At 64.1% G+C, this 22,557-nt stretch carries 21 protein-coding genes; 16 read left to right on the forward strand and 5 right to left on the reverse strand.

The features are described 5' to 3' along the window. Positions 1-18: 18 nt before the first annotated feature. The 12 genes from KIO74_RS29395 to KIO74_RS29450 all read left to right on the forward strand — a co-directional run bounded on the left by KIO74_RS29395 (position 19) and on the right by KIO74_RS29450 (position 14,126). A complete protein-coding gene (locus tag KIO74_RS29395; RefSeq protein WP_213339037.1) occupies positions 19-1,032 on the forward strand; it encodes a zinc-binding dehydrogenase in 1,014 nt (337 codons plus the stop codon). Further along, entirely contained in the window at positions 1,029-1,520 is a 492-nt protein-coding gene (locus KIO74_RS29400) for a PaaI family thioesterase (RefSeq protein ID WP_213339039.1), read from the forward strand. The genes KIO74_RS29395 and KIO74_RS29400 overlap by 4 nt, the downstream gene beginning before the upstream one ends. After that, positions 1,517-2,293, forward strand: a complete 777-nt coding sequence (locus KIO74_RS29405) for an ABC transporter ATP-binding protein (RefSeq protein WP_213339041.1) — start codon at positions 1,517-1,519, stop codon at positions 2,291-2,293. The genes KIO74_RS29400 and KIO74_RS29405 overlap by 4 nt, the downstream gene beginning before the upstream one ends. Before the next feature lie 14 nt (positions 2,294-2,307). Further along, positions 2,308-3,060, forward strand: a complete 753-nt coding sequence (locus tag KIO74_RS29410) for an ABC transporter permease (protein ID WP_213339042.1) — start codon at positions 2,308-2,310, stop codon at positions 3,058-3,060. 62 nt (positions 3,061-3,122) lie between these two features. Further along, positions 3,123-4,625: an argininosuccinate lyase gene (argH, locus tag KIO74_RS29415; protein ID WP_213339043.1), complete on the forward strand. Its 1,503-nt coding sequence runs from the start codon at positions 3,123-3,125 to the stop codon at positions 4,623-4,625. A gap of 596 nt (positions 4,626-5,221) precedes the next feature. After that, positions 5,222-5,311 (forward strand): K(+)-transporting ATPase subunit F, encoded by a 90-nt coding sequence (gene kdpF, locus KIO74_RS32735; protein ID WP_213339048.1) that lies wholly within the window; start codon positions 5,222-5,224, stop codon positions 5,309-5,311. A 145-nt stretch (positions 5,312-5,456) separates the two neighbouring features. Then, positions 5,457-7,160, forward strand: a complete 1,704-nt coding sequence (gene kdpA / locus KIO74_RS29425) for a potassium-transporting ATPase subunit KdpA (protein WP_213339350.1) — start codon at positions 5,457-5,459, stop codon at positions 7,158-7,160. A 153-nt stretch (positions 7,161-7,313) separates the two neighbouring features. Further along, a complete protein-coding gene (gene kdpB / locus KIO74_RS29430) occupies positions 7,314-9,386 on the forward strand; it encodes a potassium-transporting ATPase subunit KdpB (protein WP_213339054.1) in 2,073 nt (690 codons plus the stop codon). Positions 9,387-9,398: 12 nt separating this feature from the next. Then, a complete protein-coding gene (gene kdpC / locus KIO74_RS29435) occupies positions 9,399-9,968 on the forward strand; it encodes a potassium-transporting ATPase subunit KdpC (protein WP_213339056.1) in 570 nt (189 codons plus the stop codon). 248 nt (positions 9,969-10,216) lie between these two features. Next, complete coding sequence (locus tag KIO74_RS29440) at positions 10,217-12,919, forward strand: DUF4118 domain-containing protein (RefSeq protein ID WP_213339353.1); 2,703 nt, start codon at positions 10,217-10,219, stop codon at positions 12,917-12,919. Further along, the gene (locus KIO74_RS29445) at positions 12,916-13,614 is read left to right on the forward strand and encodes a response regulator (RefSeq protein WP_213339058.1); all 699 of its coding nucleotides are present in this window, start codon (positions 12,916-12,918) and stop codon (positions 13,612-13,614) included. Before KIO74_RS29440 ends, KIO74_RS29445 begins: the two co-directional genes overlap by 4 nt. Before the next feature lie 62 nt (positions 13,615-13,676). Beyond that, the gene (locus KIO74_RS29450; protein WP_213339059.1) at positions 13,677-14,126 is read left to right on the forward strand and encodes a PTS sugar transporter subunit IIA; all 450 of its coding nucleotides are present in this window, start codon (positions 13,677-13,679) and stop codon (positions 14,124-14,126) included. A 132-nt stretch (positions 14,127-14,258) separates the two neighbouring features. On the opposite strand, the gene KIO74_RS29455 is transcribed toward KIO74_RS29450, so the two are convergent. Continuing rightward, on the reverse strand, positions 14,259-14,708 hold the full coding sequence (locus KIO74_RS29455; RefSeq protein WP_213339061.1) for a GNAT family N-acetyltransferase: 450 nt from the start codon (positions 14,706-14,708) through the stop codon (positions 14,259-14,261). Positions 14,709-14,914: 206 nt separating this feature from the next. Here KIO74_RS29455 and KIO74_RS29460 point away from each other — a divergent pair, with 206 nt between their 5' ends. Further along, complete coding sequence (locus tag KIO74_RS29460) at positions 14,915-15,475, forward strand: NADPH-dependent FMN reductase (RefSeq protein ID WP_213339063.1); 561 nt, start codon at positions 14,915-14,917, stop codon at positions 15,473-15,475. A gap of 44 nt (positions 15,476-15,519) precedes the next feature. Here KIO74_RS29460 and KIO74_RS29465 read toward each other — a convergent pair whose 3' ends face one another. Further along, positions 15,520-16,293 (reverse strand): maleate cis-trans isomerase family protein, encoded by a 774-nt coding sequence (locus KIO74_RS29465; protein ID WP_213339065.1) that lies wholly within the window; start codon positions 16,291-16,293, stop codon positions 15,520-15,522. 136 nt (positions 16,294-16,429) lie between these two features. On the opposite strand from KIO74_RS29465, the gene KIO74_RS29470 reads away from it, so the two are divergent. From KIO74_RS29470 to KIO74_RS29480, 3 genes are all read left to right on the forward strand, one after another. Next, positions 16,430-17,275 (forward strand): ABC transporter ATP-binding protein, encoded by an 846-nt coding sequence (locus KIO74_RS29470; protein ID WP_213339066.1) that lies wholly within the window; start codon positions 16,430-16,432, stop codon positions 17,273-17,275. Between the two features lie 38 nt (positions 17,276-17,313). Further along, on the forward strand, positions 17,314-18,111 hold the full coding sequence (locus KIO74_RS29475; protein ID WP_213339067.1) for an ABC transporter permease: 798 nt from the start codon (positions 17,314-17,316) through the stop codon (positions 18,109-18,111). 104 nt (positions 18,112-18,215) lie between these two features. Continuing rightward, complete coding sequence (locus KIO74_RS29480) at positions 18,216-19,034, forward strand: GntR family transcriptional regulator (RefSeq protein WP_213339068.1); 819 nt, start codon at positions 18,216-18,218, stop codon at positions 19,032-19,034. A 117-nt stretch (positions 19,035-19,151) separates the two neighbouring features. Here KIO74_RS29480 and KIO74_RS29485 read toward each other — a convergent pair whose 3' ends face one another. From KIO74_RS29485 to KIO74_RS29495, 3 genes are read right to left on the reverse strand one after another with little or no spacing between them, the layout of a single operon-like run. Further along, positions 19,152-20,162 (reverse strand): ABC transporter substrate-binding protein, encoded by a 1,011-nt coding sequence (locus KIO74_RS29485; protein ID WP_213339069.1) that lies wholly within the window; start codon positions 20,160-20,162, stop codon positions 19,152-19,154. A gap of 31 nt (positions 20,163-20,193) precedes the next feature. Next, positions 20,194-21,705: an aldehyde dehydrogenase gene (locus tag KIO74_RS29490; protein ID WP_213339071.1), complete on the reverse strand. Its 1,512-nt coding sequence runs from the start codon at positions 21,703-21,705 to the stop codon at positions 20,194-20,196. Between the two features lie 4 nt (positions 21,706-21,709). Then, positions 21,710-22,474, reverse strand: a complete 765-nt coding sequence (locus tag KIO74_RS29495; protein ID WP_213339073.1) for an SDR family NAD(P)-dependent oxidoreductase — start codon at positions 22,472-22,474, stop codon at positions 21,710-21,712. Positions 22,475-22,557 lie beyond the last annotated feature (83 nt).

Genomic DNA, 22,557 nt, shown 5'->3' on the forward strand with positions numbered 1-22,557 from the left:
CAAGCGAGGAAGCTTGCCATGAAGGCATTCTACATCAAGGAACACGGCGGCCCCGAGGCCTGCGTGTATGATGCGCATTACCCGGATCCCGTCGTCCAGCCCGGCGGCGTCGTGCTGCGCGTGCGCGCCTCGACGCTGAACTACCACGACATCTTCACCCGTCGCGGCATGCCCGGCATCACGCTTCACCTGCCGGTCGTGCCCGGCCTCGATGTGGCCGGCGAGATCGTTGAGGTCGGCGCCGGGGTCGAGGGCTGGAAGGTGGGGGATCGTGTGGTCATCGACCCGATCAACCGCCTCAGCCGCGGTGTGGTGGGCGAGACGACGGACGGTGGCCTCGCGGAATACTGCGCCGTGCCCGCGCATCAGCTCATCCGCATTCCGGACAATGTGGATTTTGATACCGCCGCCGTGATGCCGACCGCTTATGCGACGGCGCTGCGCATGATGTACACCAACGGCGACGTCAAGGCCGGCGAGAAGGTCGGTATTCTCGGCGCGAGCGGCGGGGTCGGCGTGTGCTGCGTGCAGCTTGCCAAGCTCGCGGGCTGCGAGGTGGTGGCCTTCGCCTCCTCCGCGGACAAGCTGGCGCGTCTCAAGGATCTCGGCGCCGACCACGTCATCAACTACCACGAGACGGATTTTCTGGAAGAAGTCCACAAAATCTATGGCAAGCCGAGCCGGCGCGGGCCGCGCGCCACCAATGGCCTTGATGTCATCGTGAACTATACCGGTGGCGATACATGGGTGAAATCCCTGCAGACGCTGCGCGTGGGAGGGAGGCTGCTTACCTGCGGCGCCACCGCCGGCTTCGATCCCAAGGAAGACATCCGCTATATCTGGGTGTTCGAGCTCAAGGTGCTCGGCTCGAATGCCTATATGAAGGAAGACATCGAGGGCTGCCTCGAGCTCGCCAGCGAGGGCAAGCTGAAGGCCTTGATTGATGAGACCTTCACGCTCGAAAACGCGGCTGAGGCCTTCGAGCGCGTCGAGAACCGGCGTGTCCTCGGCAAAGTGTTGATCCGCCCATGACGGTTGATCTGCCCAACACAGCCAGAGAAAGCAACGAGCCGGTCAAGCCGCTCGCGCCTGCCGGGGTGTCGGGCTGGCTGGCCCGATCGCCCTTCATCGCCTTTCTCGGCCTCGAACTGCATGAGATGGACGCGGCTGCCGGCACCCTGACGCTCAGGATGGCGCTGAAGCCGGAATTCGAGCGCTCTGCTGGACACACCGGGCGCTGGCACGGCGGTGTCGTTTCGGCGATGATCGACACGGCGGGCGACGTGGCGCTCATCATGCTGCATGGGGCCGCGCCGCCGACCATTAATTTCCGCGTCGATTATCTCCGCCCCATCGTCGGCGAGGCGTTGACGGCGCGGGCGACGATCCGCAAGAGCGGGCGGAGCATAGCCTTCGTCGACATCGACGTATTCGGGCCCGATGGCGCCCTCGTCGCCATCGGACGCGCGAACTATGCCATGAGCGGCTTGCCCCGCCCCGCCACGGAGATGGCTTCATGACTGCTGGACAGCAATCCATTGTCGGCAAGAACCTGAACCTGACCTACAAGGGCCACGGCAGCGGGCCGGTAACGGCGCTGGAGGACGTTTCCTTCACCATCGAGAACGGCCAGTTCATCTCGCTGATAGGCCCTTCCGGTTGCGGCAAGACCACGCTCCTGAAGATCTTCGGGGATCTGCTCGCACCGACATCCGGCACGCTGACCATCGACGGCGAGCCACCCGCGAAGCTGCGGCGCGGCCGCCTCGTCGGGCAGATGTTCCAGGACGCGACGCTCCTGCCGTGGAAGACCATCGGCGAGAACATCGCGTTGCTCGGGGATATCGCGGGAAGGCCCGTCTCGCGCCAGGAGGTCAAGGACCTCGCCGAGATGGTGGGCATCGGCGGCTTTATCGACAACTATCCGCATGAACTCTCCGGTGGCATGCGCCAGCGCGCGGCGCTCGCCCGTGCCTACGCCCTGAAGCCGAAGATCCTGCTGATGGACGAGCCGTTCGGCGCGCTGGACGAACTCACCCGCGAGCGCATGAATGACGAGCTCGTGCGCATCTGGTCGAAGAACCGCCTCACGGTGATCTTCGTGACGCATTCCATCGCCGAGGCGGTCTATCTATCCGACCGGGTGTTCGTGATGGCGCCCCGGCCGGGACGTGTCGTCGCCGACATCGCCATCGACATGCCGCGCGACAGGCGGGCGGCGGAACGTTTCGGGCCGGAACTGACCCGCGCGACCGAGACGATCCATCACCACCTCGTCAGCAACATGCGCTAGTTGGGAGCAAGCACATGGACCGGTTTAACCGCTTCCTGCCCGGAATAACGATCATCGCGATCCTCGCCTTCTGGGAATGGGCGAGCATCGCCTGGGGCATCAAGGAGTTCATCCTGCCCGCTCCCTCGGTGATCGTGCGCGCCGCCATCGAAAACTGGCGTGAGCTGGTCGACAACATGTGGACTACGCTCGGCGTGCTCGCGGCCGGCTATGCCGTGGGCGTTATCTTCGGTGTCGGCCTCGCGATCCTCATGATGCTATTGCCGCCGGTGCGCAGCGCGCTCTATCCGCTGATCGTCGCCTCGCAGACGATCCCGAAGATCGCCATCGCGCCCTTGCTGATCCTGTGGTTTGGCGTCGGCGTCGAGCCGAAGATCTTCATCATCGCGCTGCTCGCGTTCTTTCCCGTTCTCATCAATACGGTCACGGGGCTCGAGGGCACGGACAAGGGGCATCTTGAACTGATGCATTCGGTCGATGCGCGCTTCTGGCAGGTCTACCGTCACGTGCGCCTGCCTTCGGCCGTGCCGCATATCTTCGCCGGGCTGAAGCTCGCCCTGACCGTCAGCGTGATCGGCGCTGTGGTCGGCGAATGGGTCGTGGGCAATCGCGGGCTCGGTTATCTCCTGCTCGCCTACAATGCCTCGCTGTCGACCGCGAAGCTCTTCGCGGCGCTCGCCCTGATCGTCGCGATCAGCGCGATCCTGTTCTACCTCATCACGCGGCTGGAGAAGGCCTTATCCTGGCGCGCGCGCCTGATGAAGTGAGCGCGGCCCTTACCCGCGCCTGACATCTCAATTGTTGCGACCGTTTCTGCGGAGAGTTCATCATGAGCAAGACGACGGACTATCGCGGTTTCCGTACCGCAGGAGCCCGGTTGACCGAGGAGCCGCTCGCCCATCTCGATTTCCACCGCTCGAGCCTTCTGGGTGAATCCGTCCACGCCATCCACGCCTTCGACAAGGCCCACGCCCTGATGTTGAGCGAGGAAGGCATCGTGCCGCGCGCAACCGGCGTCGCGATGCTGAAGGCCTTCCGCCAGATGGAAGGGGAGGGCGTCGAGAAGGCCCGCGCCGAGGCCGATGGCGGCATGCATTCGGGCGAGCATTATCTCACCAAGACACTCGGCGAGGACATTGGCGGCCGGCTGCATCTCGGCCGCAGCTCCGGGGATCTCATCGAAGTGGCGCGCCGCATCACCTTCCGCAGCCACGTCCAGCGTATGCTCGCCGCACTCACCGGGCTGCGCGGCACGTTGCTCGCGCTGGCCCGCGAGCATCGCCAGACCGTGATGCCGGGCTACACGCACGGCCAGCACGCCCAGCCGACGACTTTCGCGCATTGGCTGACGATGTTCGAGGAGGTCTTCGCCCGCGACACGCAGCGGCTCCTTTCGTTCTACGGCCGGGTTAACCGCTCGCCGGCGGGCGCGGCGATCATGACCGGCAGCGATTTTCCGCTCAATCGCCACCGTATCTCGGATCTTCTGGGCTTCGACGCGCCGCTGTCGCATACGATGGACGCCATCCTCAGCCACGATCTGGAGATGGATTATGCCGGTGTGCTCGCCGTGTTGGCGCAGAACATCGGGCGGCTGGCGGACGACCTCTTCCTCTGGTCGACCATCGAATTCGCGATGGTGGAATTGCCGGACCGCTATTGCGGCACGAGCAGCATCATGCCGCAGAAGAAGAACCCCGACGGGCTCGAGGACATCAAGGGCGTCGCCGCCCAGTCGCTGGGCATCGTCGCGACCGTGATGATGGCGGAGAAGGGGCCGACGGGCTTCCCCATCATGGAGCGGCGCAACAGCCAGGCCATTCTGTGGGACCTCGGCCGTGGCCTCGGCGTGCGGCTGGAGACGCTCGGCCCGTTGATGCGCGACCTCAAGGTGCGGGTGGAGCGTATGCGGGCGCTTGCCGGCGCCAACTGGGCGCAGGTCACGGATCTCGCCTCGGCGCTGGTGCGCGAGCGGGCGATCGACTGGCGCACCTCACATCAGATTGTCAGCGTCTTCGTGCGCCAGAACATCGAGGCGGGTATCACGCCCGACAAGGCGACATCAACGTCCCTCGACAAGGCAGCCGAGACGCTCGGAATCGATGCGCCAGGGCTTCCTGATGCCGTTTTCGCTGATGCCATGGACCCGGCCGCCTTCGTGCGTCGCCGCGGCATCTACGGCGGGCCGGCGCCCGAGGCCATCCTACGCGAGATCGGCGCGGCCGAGACGCGACTTGAAGCGGACGCGAAGGCCGTCTCCGCGCTCGGCGAGCAGTCGGACAAAGCCCATGAGGCTCTGGAAGAGGCGATCTCGGCTCACCTTGCGGGCTGAGCAGGCTGAAGGCGTGTTAGGCGCCTGGTGAGGCCGAGCCATCAAGTCAGTTGCGGCGCGGAAGCTACGTTGTTGCCATCCGCCGTCCTGATCCCTCCCCGCTCGGGGAGGGCTCTCGTATATTGGCGAGCGTTGATGAGTTAGTCGTCCTTCCCCATGCGCATCGCTTGAAACGCCTGCATACAGGCGTCTTTGGGGCGTCGATGCGCGTAATGAGATGGAGCGCGCAACGGCCGACGATCGCAAGGTTGGCTGCGCATGGTCGCAGCGGGATCTAAGCGTGTCCTCGCCCACGAACACATCCAGCCGAGGCCCCTTGGGATAACCAGCCCTGCCCATTAATTGAGGCGGGGTTTTTCATGTTCAGTCCGCCTGTTTCTTTATGAGATTTTTATATCCGCGCCCTTCCGGCGCTCTCGAACCTTTATGACCTTCAGTGCCATATATCCGGCAATGCCGCTGCCATGCCGATGGCCACGGCCGCTGGGCGTGGAGGCCTTGATATGGATGTTATTTTCATTGGAATATCGGCATTTTTCTTCCTGCTTGCGCATTCCTATACTTGGATATGCGACGCACTCTAGCGAGTATGCGACATGCTGCTTGAATACACCTTGGGCGGTGCAGTCGCCCTCTTTCTCACTGTCTATCTGACTTACGCTCTCGTTCGCCCCGAGCGATTTTGACGCCAAGCTGATCCGGCGCCCGCGCCCTTCCCGTGATCACCCTTGCCATCGCATGGCGTGGCTCGCGGAAGCTCGCGCTTCGCGGGGGGGGGGATCCGGACGTCGCGGGCTGAGCGCGAAGACCAACCAAGCGAAAGCAATGATCATGACCCTTAACGGGTGGATACAAATCGCCGTCTACTGCGGGATTATCATTCTCCTGGTCAAACCGCTCGGCAACTATTTGACGCGCGTGTTCAACGGTGAGCGCACCTGGTTGAGCGTGGCATTCGGCCCCCTTGAGCGCGGCCTCTACCGCTTGGCCGGCACAAGTGATCAGGACGAACACCATTGGACGACCTACACGGCTGCACTTTTGTTTTTCAATGCGGCCGGATTGATCGTCCTCTACATCGTCCAGCGCCTGCAGGATATCCTGCCGTTCAACCCGGCTGGAATGGCCGCCATTGCGCCGGATCTCGCGTTCAACACCGCGGTAAGCTTCGTCACCAACACCAACTGGCAGTCCTATGGTGGCGAGACCACCATGTCCTATCTGACGCAGATGGTGGGCTTGAATGTGCAGAATTTCGTGTCCGCAGCGACAGGCATCGCCATCTCCATCGCGCTGATACGGGCGTTCTCGAGAAAATCCGCAAGAACTCTCGGAAATTTCTGGGTCGACCTGACGCGTTCCATTCTCTATGTCCTGCTGCCGATCTGCGTGGTGGGTACACTCGTTCTGGTATGGCAGGGCATACCGCAAAACCTGTCGCCTTATACGGTCGCGACGACGCTGGAAGGCGCGCAGCAGACGATCGCGCAGGGTCCCGTCGCCTCGCAGATGATGATCAAGCATCTCGGCACCAACGGCGGCGGCTTCTTCAACGTCAATGCGGCCCATCCCTTCGAGAATCCGACCGCGCTGACCAACCTCATCCATATGGTCGCGATCTTCGCGATCGGCGCCGCGCTTACCAATGTGTTCGGCCGCATGGTCGGCGATCAGCGGCAGGGCTGGGCGATCCTCGCCGTGATGGGCGTGCTGTTCATCGTCGGCGTCGCGGTCTGCTACTGGGCGGAGGCCGCCGGCAATCCCATCGTCCATGCCCTCGGCATCGACGGCGGCAACATGGAAGGCAAGGAGGTTCGCTTCGGCATCGCCCTGTCGGCGCTGTTCGCGGTGATCACCACCGCCGCGTCCTGCGGCGCGGTCATCGCCATGCATGACAGCTTCATGGCTCTCGGCGGCATGGTGCCCCTCGTCAATATGATGCTGGGTGAGATCATCGTCGGCGGCGTCGGCGCCGGCCTCTACGGCATCATGCTGTTCGTGATCGTGGCGATCTTCGTGGCCGGTCTCATGGTCGGCCGCACGCCGGAATATCTCGGCAAGAAGATCGAGGCGAAAGAGATCAAGATGGCCATGCTCGCCCTGCTCATCCTGCCACTTCTCATGCTGGGCTTCACGGCAATCGCGACCGTGCTTCCGGCGGGCCTCGCCGGCATCGCCAATCCCGGCCCGCACGGCTTCTCGGAGATCCTCTATGCCTATGTGTCGGCGGCCGCGAACAACGGTTCCGCCTTTGGCGGCCTCACCGCCAACACGCCCTGGTACACGGTCAGCCTCGGCATCGCGATGTTGTTCGGGCGCTTCTTCATGATCGTGCCGGTGATGGCCATGGCCGGATCGCTCGTCGCCAAGAAGGCAGCCCCCGCCTCGGCCGGGACATTTCCGACCCACGGCCCGCTCTTCGTCGGCCTCTTGCTCGGCGTCATCGTCATCATGGGCGGCCTGGAATTCTTCCCGGCGCTGGCGCTGGGGCCGATCGTCGAACATCTGGCCGTGCTCGGAGGACAGGTTTTCTGATGACAGCCACTCACCATCCGCGCGCCTCGAGCATCATCCTGGCGATGATGCTCGTCACCCTCGCGATCGCGTTACTCCTCACGACCTTCGCTACCCTTTTGGCCGCTGTCTGATCCGCGCCGCCAAGCGCCGGACCATTCGCTGGAGCCTCATATGAGCCAGTCCAAATCCACGAGCCTGATCGATGCTCGTATCCTTGTGCCCGCCCTCGGCGATGCCGTGCGCAAGCTCGATCCGCGCAGCCTCGCGCGCAACCCGGTGATGTTCGTCGTGGCGATCGTCTCGGCGCTCACCACCATTCTGTTGATTCGCGATATCGCGGTCGGCGGGCAGGACATCGCCTTCTCCTTCCAGATCACGCTGTGGCTGTGGTTCACGGTGCTGTTCGCCAATTTTGCCGAGGCGGTCGCGGAAGGACGCGGCAAGGCGCAGGCGGATTCGCTGCGTCGCACGCGCAGTGAAACGCAAGCCAAGCTGCTGACCGGGGAGGGCCGCGCCGACCACAAGATCGTGCCGGGCGCGAGCCTCAAGGTCGGCGATATCGTGCTGGTCGAGGCGGGAGACATCATCCCCTCCGACGGCGAGGTCATCGAGGGCGTCGCCTCGGTGAACGAGGCGGCGATCACGGGCGAATCCGCGCCCGTCATCCGCGAGTCCGGTGGCGATCGCTCGGCCGTGACCGGAGGCACACAGGTCCTGTCGGATTGGATCCGCGTGCGTATCACGGCGGCCGCCGGCTCGACCTTCATCGACCGGATGATCGCGCTCGTCGAGGGCGCGGAGCGTCAGAAGACGCCTAACGAGATCGCCCTCAACATCCTGCTCGCGGGCATGACCTTGATCTTCGTCTTCGCCGTGGTGACCGTCCCGAGCTTTGCCGCCTATGCCGGCGGCTATATTCCGGTGATCGTGCTCGTCGCCCTGTTCGTCACGCTTATCCCGACCACAATTGGCGCGCTGCTGTCGGCCATCGGCATCGCCGGCATGGATCGTCTGGTGCGCTTCAACGTGCTCGCCATGTCCGGCCGCGCCGTGGAGGCGGCCGGCGACGTCGATACGCTCCTGCTCGACAAGACCGGCACGATCACGCTCGGCAACCGCCAGGCGACCGAGTTCCGGCCGGTGCGTGGCATCAGCGAAAAAGAGCTCGCCGATGCGGCGCAGCTTGCCTCGCTGGCCGACGAGACGCCGGAAGGCCGGTCCATCGTCGTGCTGGCCAAGGAGAAATACGGCATCCGCGCGCGGGACATGGCGAGCCTGCACGCCACCTTCGTGCCCTTCACCGCGCAGAGCCGCATGAGCGGCGTCGATCACGACGGCACGACGATCCGCAAGGGCGCCGTCGACGCGGTGCTCAAATATGTCGGAGACACGGGCCTCGCCACGGGCCGGCCGCCCGCCAGCGTCGACAGCCTGCGCGAGCTCCGCGCCATCGCCGATGAGATTGCCCGCGCGGGCGGCACGCCGCTCGCCGTCGTGAAGGACGGCCGGCTGCTTGGCGTCATCTACCTGAAGGACATCGTCAAGGGTGGCATCCGTGAGCGTTTCGCGGAACTCAGGCGGATGGGCATCCGCACCGTCATGATTACGGGCGACAACCCGATGACCGCCGCCGCCATCGCCGCGGAAGCCGGCGTCGACGATTTCCTCGCCCAGGCGACCCCGGAGAACAAGCTCTCGCTCATCCGCGAGGAGCAGGCCAAGGGCAAGCTCGTCGCCATGTGCGGCGACGGCACCAATGACGCGCCCGCGCTCGCCCAGGCGGATGTCGGCGTCGCCATGAACACCGGCACGGTGGCCGCGCGCGAAGCCGGCAACATGGTCGATCTCGATAGCGACCCGACGAAGCTCATCGAGATCGTCGAGATCGGCAAGCAGCTCCTGATGACCAGAGGCGCGCTGACGACATTCTCCATCGCCAACGACGTCGCAAAGTATTTCGCGATCATCCCGGCGATGTTTCTCGCTTTCTACCCGCAACTCGGCGCGCTCAACATCATGGGCCTCGCGACGCCGCAGAGCGCCATCCTGTCCGCCATCATCTTCAACGCGCTCATCATCATCGCGTTGATCCCGCTATCGCTGAAGGGCGTGAGATATCGCGCCGTCGGCGCCGGCAGTCTCCTGTCGCGCAACCTCCTCATTTACGGCCTCGGCGGCGTGATCGTCCCGTTCATCGGTATCAAGGCGATAGACCTCGTCATCACCGGCCTCGGCCTCGTCTGAAGGACAGCCACCATGTTCAAGCAATTGCGCCCCGCGCTCGTCATGATCACGGCCTTCACGGTGCTCACCGGGCTCATCTATCCGCTCGGCATGACCGGCATCGCCCAGGCCCTGTTCCCCCATCAGGCCGGGGGCAGCCTGATCGCGCGGGACGGCAAGGTGATCGGCTCCGAGATCATCGGACAAGCCTTCACCAGCGACCGTTACTTCCACGGACGCCCGTCCGCCGCCGGCGCCGGCTATGATGCCGCGAGCTCCAGCGGCTCGAACCTCGGACCGACCAGCGCGAAACTGATCGAGCGCATCAAAAGCGATGCCGAAGCATTGCGGGCGAGCAACCCGCAGGCAGCCATCCCCATGGATCTGGTGACGACCTCGGGCAGCGGCCTCGATCCCCATATCTCGCCGGAAGCGGCCTATTTCCAGGCCCCGCGCATCGCCAAGGCGCGCGGTCTGGACGAGGCCGCCGTTCGCGCCGTCATCGCGCGCCATGTCGAGGGCCGCCAGTTCGGCCTTCTCGGCGAGCCCGTCGTCAATGTGCTCGCCCTCAATCTGGACCTTGATGGCACAGTTGCGCGTTAGGATGCAGTGGAGAGCCCTTGGGACGAGGGCCCTTGTAGGAAGGGGGCTCTCGGGAACCACGGGTGTCATCCCCGGCGGGCTGCCCAGCAGCCCGGGAAGGGGATCCAGAGATCAACCGTCATGGTTCCATGGATCCCCTTCCCGTCGCTGCGCGACGCCGGGGATGACACGAGCCGAGGACGGACGCGTGCCTCTGAATAATAACCAGTCGCTAGGTCCCGATCGCCGCAAGGATTAAGCTAGACGTGATGCCTGAGGAAATCGCCCATCGTGAGAGCCGCCCTTCGCCGGATGCGCTCCTCCAGACCGCATCCTTGGGCTCGCGCGGGCGGCTGAAGATCTTCCTCGGCGCGGCCCCCGGCGTCGGCAAGACCTACGAGATGCTGATGGCCGGCCAGGCGGCCAGAGCCGACGGCGTCGACGTTGTCGTTGGCATCGTCGAGACCCATGGGCGGAGGGAGACTGAGGCCCTGCTCCCCGGGCTCGAAATCGTGCCCCGCGCGCGCATCGCCTACGAGGGTCATGTGCTCGAGGACATGGACCTCGATGCCTTGATCGCCCGGCGGCCGGCGCTGGCCCTCGTCGATGAGCTCGCCCATACCAACGCGCCGGGCAGCCGCCATCCCAAGCGCTATCTCGACGTCGAGGAACTGCTCGATCGTGGCATCGACGTCTACACGACGCTCAACATCCAGCATGTCGAGAGCCTGAACGATGTGGTCGCGCAGATCACGCGGATCCGCGTGCGAGAGACCGTTCCGGATTCGATGATCGATCGCGCCGACGATATCGAGATCATCGACATTACGCCCGATGATCTCATCAAGCGCCTCAACGAGGGGAAGGTCTATCTGCCCAAGACGGCGAAGCGGGCCACCGCCAACTATTTCTCCCCCGGCAACCTCACGGCCCTGCGGGAACTGGCGCTGCGCCGCACCGCGCAGCGGGTCGACGACCAGTTGCTCAGCCACATGCAGGCCCATGCCATCCCCGGCCCGTGGTCGGCGGGAGACCGGGTGCTGGTGTGCGTGGACCAGCAGGCGCGCGGCCCCTCGCTGGTGCGCTATGCGCGGCGGCAGGCGGACCGGTTGCGCGCGCCCTGGGCCGCGCTGCATATCGAGACCGGCAGTTCCACCACATTCTCGGAGGCCGAGCGGGATCAGATCGCAACGACGCTGCGCCTCGCCGAACAGCTCGGCGGCGAGGCGCTGACCATACCCGGGCAGGATGTTGCGCAGGACATCTTGCACTATGCGACCGCCAGCAACTTCAACCACGTGGTGATCGGCACACCCAAAAAGCCGCGCTGGCGGGAGCTTCTCTTCGGCTCGGTCTCCCACGATCTCATCCGCGACGCTGGCGACATAAGCGTCCACGTGATTGCGGGCGACGAGCGGGAGACCTCGCCCAGTCGCGGCGTCCGCGTGATCGAGCCAAGCGGGTTCAACGTCAGGCCCTTTGGCCTCGCGCTTGTCTACATCGCGGTAGCGACCCTGTTCGGGTCTTTGCTCACCCACATCCTCGACGTGCGCAACATCGCGCTCGTCTTCCTGATGGCGGTGCTCACATCGGCGGTCACGGCGGGGCTCGGGCCTGCGCTTTTCGCCTCGCTTATTGGTGCGCTGGCGTTCAACTTCTTCTTCCTGCCGCCGCTCTATACACTCGATATCGGCGATCCCGAGAGCGTTATCGCGCTCTTTTTCTATCTTGGCGTTGCCGTCATCGCGAGTAATCTGACGGCGCGCGTGCAGCGACAGGCGACAGCCGCCCGGCAGCGCGCCCGCACCACGGAAGATCTTTATCTTTTCTCGAAGAAGCTCGCGGGCGCGGGTACGCTCGATGACGTGCTGTGGGCGACCGCCCATCAGATGGCCGCCATGCTCAAGCTGCGTGTGGTCATTCTTCTGCCGGAGGACGATACCATTGCGGTCAGGGCCGGCTATCCTCCCGACGACACCCTCGTCGATGCCGACATCGCCGCGGCCCGCTGGGCCTGGGAGCACGATCGGCCGGCCGGTCGTGGCGCAGACACGCTTCCCGGCGCCAAGCGCCTCTACCTGCCCTTGAAGACCGGCCGCAAGCCCGTCGGCGTGGTCGGGCTCGACAATGACCGCCAAGGGCCGCTCCTCACGCCGGAACAAAGGCGCCTGTTCGATGCCCTCGCCGATCAGGCGGCCGTCGCCATCGAGCGCATCCAGCTCGTCGCCGATGTCGACCGCGCCCGCCTCGCCGCCGAGGCCGACCGGTTGCGTTCCGCCCTGCTCACCTCGATATCCCATGATCTGAAGACGCCCCTTGCCGCCATCATGGGCGCGGCCGGCACGCTGCGCGACTATCGCGGTTCACTGCCTGTCGGCGACCAGACTGACCTCCTCACCACGGTCGTCGATGAATCGGAACGTTTAAACCGCTTCATCGGTAATCTCCTCGACATGACGCGTATCGAATCCGGCGCCATGGCGCCGAACACGTCGCTACATTATGTCGGCGACATCGTCGGCGCGGCCGTGCGCCGCGCCGCGAAGATCCTCGCCAACCACCGCATCATCGTCGATATTCCACCAACGCTTCCCATGGTGAGGCTGGATGCGGTTCTGTTCGAGCAGGTGCTCTTCAACCTGATCGACAATGCGACGAAATACGCGCCGGCGGGCTCGCTGATCCGCATCCAGGGATCAGCGGATGGCGGCTTCCTGTCGTTGCATGTGATCGACGAGGGGCCGGGCATTCCGCCTGGCGATCTCGAACGCATCTTCGATACCTTCTACCGCGTGGCGAAGACGGACCGGGTTTTGGCGGGCACCGGCCTCGGCCTCACCATTTGCCGCGGTTTCGTCGAGGCCATGGGCGGCACCATCACTGCGATGAACAGGACGGACCGCTCGGGAGCGATCTTCCTCATCCGCCTGCCCTTGGCGAATGACACGCCGGAAATGGATGATCTGCGATGACGACATCCGCTGTGAAGATCCTCGTCGTGGACGACGAACCGCCGATCCGCAAGCTCCTGCGGCTTGGCTTGACGGCGGAGGGCTTTGCGGTGAGCGAAGCCGGCAACGCCCAGGCTGCCGCTGAGGCCGTGGAGGCCGAGGCGCCGGATCTCGTCATCCTCGATCTCGGATTGCCGGACAAGCCCGGCCATGTGCTGCTGGGAGGCTGGCAGGCGACACGGCCCGCGTTGCCGGTGATCATCCTGTCCAGCAGGACCGATGAGGCGGGCATCGTCCAGGCTCTGGAACACGGCGCCGACGACTATGTGACAAAGCCTTTCGGTATGCGCGAACTCGTCGCGCGTATCCGGGTGGCTCTACGCCACAAGCTGCAGCAGCAGGGCGAGAAACCCATTTTTCAAACGGGGGAACTCTCCGTCGATCTCGTCAGGCGGATCGTGCGTATCGCGGGCCGGGAGGTAAAACTCTCGCCGAAGGAATACGATATCCTCAGGGTCCTCGTGCAGCATGCGGGCAAGGTGCTCACCCATCACTATCTGCTCAAGGAGGTCTGGGGCGCATCGGCGGACGTCCAGTATCTCCGCGTCTATGTTCGCCAGATACGCCAGAAGATCGAAACCGTGCCCGATCAGCCGCATTATCTCATCACGGAAACCGGTATCGGCTACCGCCTGCGAGATGCCGATCAGGCGTGATCGTTCCACCCGAATAGCCATGACGGCCGCAAAGGATGACCGGACACACCATGGGCCAATCGATGAAAATTGCGCAATTCCTAAAACCCGAGGACGTCATCTGCGATCTGGCGGCTGCCAGCAAACCGCAACTCCTCAGGGCCTTGGCGCGGATTGCCGCAAGCCGGGTCACCGTGGACGAGGAGGCCATCGCCAGCGCGTTGATGCAGCGTGAGGCCTTGGGCTCCACGGGCATCGGCGATGGGACCGCGCTGCCCCATGCCACGATTGCCGGCATCACCGCGCCCTTCGGGCTTTTCGCGCGGCTGCAGAAGGCTGTCGATTTCGAATCGGTCGACGAGGTTCAAGTCACCCTCGTCTGCCTGCTGCTTCTACCACCGGAGCGCAACGCGGCCCATCTCAGTGCCCTCGCGGCCATCGCCAGAAGGCTCAGCTCAAAGGAAAGTCGCGCGAAGCTGCGTGACGCCAAGTCGCCCGACGCGCTCTACGCGATCCTGACAGAGGACAAATAGGGCCAGGAGTGCCGTCGCGTGTCATCAGATCAGTCCGCCGCGCCGATCCCTCGCCTCAGGGGAGGATGGCCGCAGGCGCCGGGTGCGTGCCCTCTCTGATGCCGATTGGTCGCAGGCTGCCGCCCATCCCGGCTACGAAATCTGCTTGCGATATTGAACGAAGCCGGAGCGTTCGGCGACCTTGTCGTAGAGCGTCATCGCCTGAGTGTTTGTCTCATGCGTCAGCCAGTACACGCGTGGCGATCTCACTTCCTGAGCCCTCACGTAGACTGCCTCGATGAGCTGCCGCCCTATGCCGAGGCCCCGGGCGGCAGGGCTCGTGAACAGGTCCTGCAAATAGCAGATCGGCTCGATCATGCTGGTGTTGCGGTGAAAGATGTAGTGAACGAGGCCAAGCAGCTCGCCATCCCGTTCGGCCACGAGGGCATGAACCGGTTCGTAGTGGTCGAAGAAGCGCTGCCAGGTTGCATGCGTGACATCCGCCGGAATCACGCGCTCGTAGAAGCTGTTGTAGCCTTCCCAAAGGGGAAGCCATTGATCCCTGTCGTGGTGCATGACCGGCCGGATGGTCGTTTCAGGCATGCTCATGTCCTCGCTGTGAATGGCTGACAAAGGTCCCCGCGCGTATCCGGGCAGCCACACGCCTCCAGTATAGTCTCCCTCCAGGTCCAACGGCCAATCGGAGTGGTTCGCATGCGTGGAAACGAGCCGTCCGGAATTCGCGTGCTGAACGCTACGCGGCCGACTAGAGTGCCCCCGAACCCGCAACACAACGATGGCTAGATGCAATGACGAAGCTTCTCGGGATCTCCGGCAGCCTGCGCAAAGGCTCCTACAATTCGGCCCTGCTGCGCGCTGCCGAGGACGTCGTGCCCGAAGGTGTGTCCCTCGTTGTTGGAACAATCCAGGGCATACCGCTCTACAATGCCGATGACGAGGAAGCGCATGGCATCCCGCCGGCGGTGCACAGGCTGAAGGAACAGCTCGCGGCGGCTGATGGGCTCATCATGTTCACCCCAGAATACAACAACGGGCTGCCCGGGGTCTTCAAGAACGCCATCGACTGGCTGACGCGCCCCACTTCCGATATCGAGCGGCTGTTCAAGGGCAAGCCTGTGGCGATCGTCGGTGCATCGCCGGGCGGCTTCGGCACCATCCTCAGCCAGAGCGCGTGGCTCCCCGTGCTGCACACGCTCGGCTGCAAGCCCTGGTTCGGAGGGCGGCTGCTCGTTTCGCGGGCGCACACGGTCTTCAATCCTGAAGGCACGCTGCAGGACGAAGCGATCAAACAGCGCCTCGCCCAGTTCCTCAAGGGATTCGCCGCCTTCGCCGCAGATCCCGGCGCGTGACAAAGCGCGCGCGTCAGACTGGCGCGGACGTGACCCTCTGCTTGTTAGGTGAAGGCGCGTGATCGCGCGAGGCGTTCGCTCCAGCCCTCGCCCCCCACCCAACTGATCAGACCGTCGCGGGTCGCCATTCCCGGGTCGCGCAGCGCGATCGCCTTCCAGCCGACGCAGAGCATGCAGGACAGCACCGGCGCCCTGCCGATGAAAGGCACATGCGCGATCGCGTCCAACGTCGGCATGCCGGTTCCCAGCATGAGCACCGCATCGATATCCTGGCCATCGAGGCTTTTGACCGCCCGCTCGGCGGCCATCGCGTCAAGGCTGTAGATGGGATGGAAATCGCTCGATTCACGATAGGCACTGGCCTCGGCGGCGACGGTGAAGCCGCGCGATTCCCAATAGCCCGCGCTCTCGGCGTCGAGGGCTGAATTATACGGGGAGACGAGGCCGATCCGCTTGGCGCCTAAGGTCCGTAAGGCATCGACGGACGCCGTCGCTCCGGTGAATGCGGGAACGCCGGCGCGTGTCTCGATATCCGCGATCAGGGCGTCCTCGCGATCCTTGCCGATGAGATAGGACGCACCCGTGCAGGCGATCGCGATCGCTGTGATGGGCGCATTGGCGAACTGCGCCAAGGGCTCCGGAAACTGGTCCATGTAGTCGAGCAGGCGCGCCGTGATGCTATCCTTCCCGCTCACCATGCGCGCATTGATCCAGGCGTAGCCGGGTGGGGTCAGCAGGGCGATCTCCGGCTCGACAGTGGTGTTGGCCTGGGGCGTAAAGACCCCGAGAAGTCCCTTCGGGGCGTAAGCGACTGACATGGCGTTCGATTCCCTGGCACTCAATTTCATGCGATTGGCGCTCGCCATCGAAAAATAAATTTGCCACGGAAAATGTATTCCGTTTAGTTGTATTAAACAACAGACATCTTGTTCGCCAGAATGGGAATGCATCGTCATGATTGAGACCGCCGCTCCGGGGGCGCGCGCTATCCAGAGGCAAGCCACCAGGGTTGCGCCGAACCTGGGCGCCATCCGGATGGAGCAGCTGGAAAAGTGGTACGGGACGCGCGACGTCAGGGTGCACGCGCTTGCGCCTACCGATCTCACCATCCCCGAGGGAGAGCTTCTCGTCCTGCTCGGCCCGTCCGGCTGCGGCAAGACCACGCTGCTGCGCATGATCGGCGGATTGATCGAGCCGACATCGGGCAATCTTCTCGTCGAGGGCCGGCCTCTCTGGCGCGATGGGGCCCGGCAGAACGACGTCCTGTCCGAGCTCGGCATGGTGTTTCAGGAGGCCAATCTCTTCCCCTGGCTCACGATCGAGGACAATGTCGCGCTGCCGCTCGAACTGAAGGGCGTTCCGAAGGCGGAACGCCGCGCGGCCGCCGCGAAGCTCCTCAAGATGGTCGGCATCAGCGGCTTCGAGAAGCGTTGGCCGCGTGAGCTCTCCGGCGGCATGCGCCAGCGCGCGGCCATTGCGCGCGCCCTGTCCTATGACCCGCATATCCTGCTCATGGACGAGCCCTTCGGCGCGCTCGATGCCATGACGCGGGATCAGATGAACCTCGAACTGCAGCGCATCTGGAGCGAGACGGGCAAGACGGTCGTTCTCGTGACGCATTCGATCAGCGAGGCGGTGTTCCTGGCCGACCGGATCGTTTTGTTGTCGCCCCGTCCGGGGAAGATCGACACGATCGTCGACGTCGATCTGCCCCGGCCCCGGACAGCGGAGACGCAGGGCTCGCCGGCTTTCCAGGACTATGTCCGCAGCCTGCACCGCCGCCTGGCCGATATTTCCTGAACCCGTCACGCCGCTTCGACTTTGCGCAGGAGCGCATGATGAACAAGCACTCCATCTTCCACCCCTCCAACAGGACGAAGCTCCTCCCCTATGTCACGACGCCCGTGCTGATCGTCCTGATCATCCTGATCTGGCACAGCTACGTCGCGATGTCAGGGATCTCGCCGTTCATCCTGCCGAGCCCCGGTTCGGTATGGACCGCCTGGGTGGCCATGCTCTACGACCCGCGCGCCTGGAACCACACCCTGATGACCGTCTATGCCACGCTCACTGGCTTCGCCTGGGCGCTTGTCATCGGCGTGGGCCTCGGCGTCCTGATCGGCCGTTTTCGCTGGCTGGAGCAGACGCTGAACCCGTTCATCGTGGCTACCCAGGTGGTGCCTAAGGTTGCCTTCGTGCCTCTGTTCGTCGTGTGGTTCGGCTTTGGCCTGACGTCAAAGGTCATCGTTGCGGCGGTCTTGGCCTTCTTCCCCATCCTCACCAATACGGTGCTTGGGGTGAAATCGGTCGACGCCGGGCACCGCGACGTCGCCACCAGCCTCAATGCCACCAGCTGGCAGCGTTTCCGCCGGCTCGAGCTGCCTTCGTCGCTTCCCTATATCCTGACGGGCATGGAGGTCGGCATCGTGCTCGCGATCATCGGCGCCATCGTCGGCGAGTATCTTGGTGGCACACAGGGCCTCGGCTATATGATGATAGCCCGCATGAATGCCTTCGCGACAAACGAGCTCTTCGCGGTCATCATCCATATGACCCTGCTCGGTTTCATCTTCTACTTCGCGATCGGCGCCCTTCGCCGCGTCCTCATTCCGTGGCACCAATCCACCCAGCACTGACGCCGGGCGCCGGCCAGACCGGCGCTCCACGCAAGACACGGCCCAAGACACAGCCATTGACGTAGCGCCCGCTTGCATGACAATGCGCGCGGATTTGCAATGAGGTGGCGCTGTCTGCCGCCCAGGGACGGATGATGGTGGATACAACGAGCGAGACCACGAAAGGACGCCGCGCCGGCCAACCCCGTATCCAGCCCCTCTATCACCAGATCTACATTCATCTCCGGCAGCTGCTGACGGAGACCGAACTCGACACCACCGAGGCGCTTCCCTCGGAACCCGCGCTCGCCGTGCGCTACGGCGTCAGCCGCGTCACCATCCGCAAGACCCTCGATCAGCTGGAAAGCGAGGGGCTGATCATCAGGGTTCACGGGAAGGGCACGTATCCCGCGCGTGCCACCGGGCCGCAGGACAAGGCAAACATATCGAGCGGACTGGACAATCTTCTGTCCTTCGAGTCCCGCACCAGCGCGGTCAATCTCGGCTGGGAGATGGTGACGGTGGATGACATGATCGCGCAGCAGCTGGATAGCCCGCGCTGCCTGCGCATCACGCGCCTGCGCAGCCGCGAGGGCGCCCCGATGTCATATACGACGCTGCATGTGCCGGAGCGTTACGCCCACCTGCTCGAGCAGGAGGAGACGGCTGACGAGCCGATCGTGCGCGCGCTCGACCGCAAAGGCGTCTCCGCGCAGCGCGCCGAGCAGGTCATCAGCGCCATCGCCGCGCCGGCCGCTATGGCGCGACATCTCAACGTGAAGGCGGGGGCGCCGCTCATCGTCATGCGGCGCCTGCTGTTCGACCAGAACCACATACCGGTGCTTTACCAGGAAAGCCGCTACCCGCCTGACCGCTTTGAGTACCGGATGACTCTCAACCGGCTGAGCGTCGGGCCCGTCGCGCAATGGGGGCCGACCGCCTGACGGCGACGGCCCCAAGTTTTGGGCAATATTCCAGGTCTTGCGCTATAGTTATAGCCTTGGACCATATGCAAAGTCCCGGGCCATGTTTCCAAGCTCGGGACTATGCTTGCCGTCGCGTCAGCCCTTGAGCGCCTGATCGATGTAGGTGTTGGTATAGAAGACCTCGGGATTGGTCTCCTTGGACATATCGGACGCACGTAAGGTCGCGAGCCCCTCGGCCCATAGCTTTGGCACGTTGCGCATCAGATTGTCGCGCCCTTGGGACAGCCAGAGTTCATCGGCGGATGTTTTCACGATCGCCGCGAGTTCCTGCTTGTTGTCGAGACGCGCGATCTCGAAGATCTTGGCGGCGCGATCGAAGATCGGCCCGGTCGGCTGCGTGATGAGCTCGTCCACCGAGCCCTTCAGGGCGCGCAGGATACGGACGAACTGATCGGGGTTCTTGTCCAGCGCTTCACGTGTGGCGGTATAGCCCTGTCCCGGCATTGGCGCATAGCGATCCGTCGACCAGACTTCGATCGGCGAACCCATCTCGCGCAGGGCCACCACCACATTGATCGAGCAGATGAAGCAGTCGATGCGCCCGGCCTTGACGAACTGAAGCGCCGCCGGCGTATCACCCGACACCTCGCGCTTTACCTCGGACGGTGCAATACCAACCTTGTGAAGCATAAGATCCAGGAAGATCTCTGTCGATCCGCCGACGGATACAAGACCTACCGTTTTGCCCTTCAGGTCTTCCGCGCTCCTGATCGGCTTATCCTTGGGCGACACCACATGGAATGTGGAGGATTGATAAAGCGTGGAGATGCAGACCAGGTTCGCGGGTGAGGCGGCCATGGCCCGCATCTGTTCAATTGAGGAAATGCGGATGAGGGCCGTCTTGCCGGCGATGAGCTGCTGCAGGGCCTGCGATCCGCCACGACCGGCCTGAAGATCGACGTCCAGCCCTTCCTTCTTGAAATAGCCGCCGGCCACCGCGTTCATCATCTCGATGAAATTCGGGCCGAAAGCAAAGGGCGTGAGTAGCGTGATATTGTCTTGGCCTTGCGCGCGGAGAACGGCAGGGGCACTGATCATGCCGGCCGCAAGCGCTGCACCCTTGAGAACTATACGTCGTGTCGGCATAGCAATCCTCGCTCTGGTGTTATTGTCAGCTTCAGGCTTTCATCCCGATCTTCTTCACGGTGATCGGCGCGGTGGGAACGGTGACCGTCTTGATCTCGGTGTAGAACTGTTCGCTGGCCTGGCCGCCCTCGCGGCCTACCCCGGAATCCTTGTAGCCGCCGAAGGGCGCGCGCAGTTCACGTGTCATTGTCGTGTTGACCCAAACGACGCCGGACTTCAGGTCGCGCGTGGCGGCCTCCACGGTCGGCAGGTGGTCCGACCAGAGATAGGACACGAGCCCGAAGGTCGTGTCATTGGCCATTTGCATGGCCTCGCCGTAACTGTCGAAGGTCAGGAAGGCGGCGAAGGGGCCGAAGATCTCATCCTGACAGACGCGCGCACTGTTCGATGGCGCCAGTACCGCCGTCGGCTCGACGAAATAACCGCCGGCGAGATCTCCCTCCATCGCCGGCGCGACACCGCCTGTCAGCACCTCCGCGCCCTCGCCACGGGCGATGTCGGCAAAGGACAGCACGCGGTCGCGATGAGCCGCTGATGCCAGCGGACCTAGCTCTGTCGCATCGAACATGGGATCGCCGATGCGGATCTTGCGCGCGCGCTCAACGAAGCGGGCAATGAAGTCATCCGCGATCGAGCGCTCCAGCAGAATACGTGATCCCGCAAGGCATTGCTGGCCGTTGTTCGAGTAAATACTGACCAGCGCGGCGTCGAGCGCCCGGTCGATATCGGCCGAAGCGAAGACGATATTGGCGCTCTTGCCGCCGAGTTCCAGCGTGCAGGGCTTTAGGCGCTGGGCGGCCAGCGCCATGATGTGCCGGCCGGTCTCGGTGCCGCCGGTGAAGCTGACGCGGTCAACGCCGGAGTGCTTCACCAGGGCCTCGCCGGTCACGGGTCCCCGGCCATTGACGATATTGACCACGCCCGGAGGGAGGCCTGCCTCATGCAGGAGTTCGACGAAGCGGCGCAGCGCCAGTGGCGTTTGCTCGGACGGCTTCAGAACGCAGGTGTTGCCGAAAGCGATGGCCGCGGCGACCTTCATGGAAGCAAGGGCAGTCGGCGCGTTCCAGGGCGCGATGAGCGCCGCGACGCCGACGGGTTCGCGCACGACGAGGGAGCGGTAGCCGACGCTCTGGTCGTAGACGTCACCCTTCGTCTGGCCAATGTATTCGGCAAAGAACCGGAAATTGTAGGCGGCGCGCTTGATCTGGCGTTCACGCAACTCCCGCATCGAAACGCCGAGATTGAGACATTCGAGCCGCGCCAGCTCCTCGGCGTGGTCGAGGATCGTCGTGTTGATCGCGAGCAGTATCTCCTGGCGCTTATCCACCGAAAGCCGCGCCCAGGCCCCGTCGTCGAAAACGCGGCGGGCCGCCCGGACGGCGAGATCAACCTCGGTGACATCGGCCTCGACGAGTTCGGCGATCTGCATGCCGGTGGCGGGGTAGTAGACCGGTATCCGGTGGCCCGAGGCCGGAAGGATCCGGCCGTCTATGAGGCTCGTGACCTCGGTCGTAGGAAGCGTGATCGGCGCGATCGCGTTCATTGCATCAAACCATCAGCAGGCCGCCGTTCACATGCAGGGTCTGACCCGTCACATAGGCGGAGGCGTTGGAGAGGAGAAAAAGGATCGGTCCGACGACGTCCTCGACTGTCGCGAGCCGCGCGAGGGGCACGGTACGCAGATAGGCATCGATGTCGAGCCGCGCGGGCTTGCCATCCTCATCGCCGCCTCGTCCCGTGCCACCGCGCAGGAAGGCGGTATCCACCGCCGAGGGCGCAATCGCATTGGCGCGAATATGCGGCGCTCCTTCCTGCGCGAGAAGTCGCGTCAGTGCGAGCACGCCAGCCTTCGACACCGAGTAAGGCCCGTAGCCGGGCGTCGGCTTCAGGGCAAGGCCCGACGAGGTGTTGACGATGGCCGGCGTAATGCCGAGCCGCAGCAACGGCATCGCGGCCCGCGCGATATGGAACGCGGACAACAGATTGCCGTCGATGACCTCCTCCCAAAGTTCGTCGGGAATGTCCACGATCGGCAGCCGCTCCCGCGTGAAGCCTACGAGATTGACGAGCCCGTCAAGGGCGCCGCAATGCACACCGATCGCCGCGAAGGCTTCCTTCACGGAGGTGGAATCACTGGCGTCGAAGGCAAAGGCGGGCACGCCGGAGGGCACACCCTGCCGCTCGATCGAAGCCGCGAGATCGAGGACGACGGGATTGGCCCGACGATCGACGAGAGCCTGGACAAGCGCGCGGCCAATGCCACCACACCCGCCGGCTACGACGATCCGTCGCCCTGCCCAAGCCCCGTCCATTCCATCGCGCCTCGCTGCGATCACGCAACTCGTGCTTGATCGCCGTCAATAAGTTGTTTTATTGATAATACAACACGGAAGCG

The sequence above is a fragment of the Chelatococcus sp. HY11 genome (assembly GCF_018398335.1).
Lineage (GTDB): Bacteria > Pseudomonadota > Alphaproteobacteria > Rhizobiales > Beijerinckiaceae > Chelatococcus.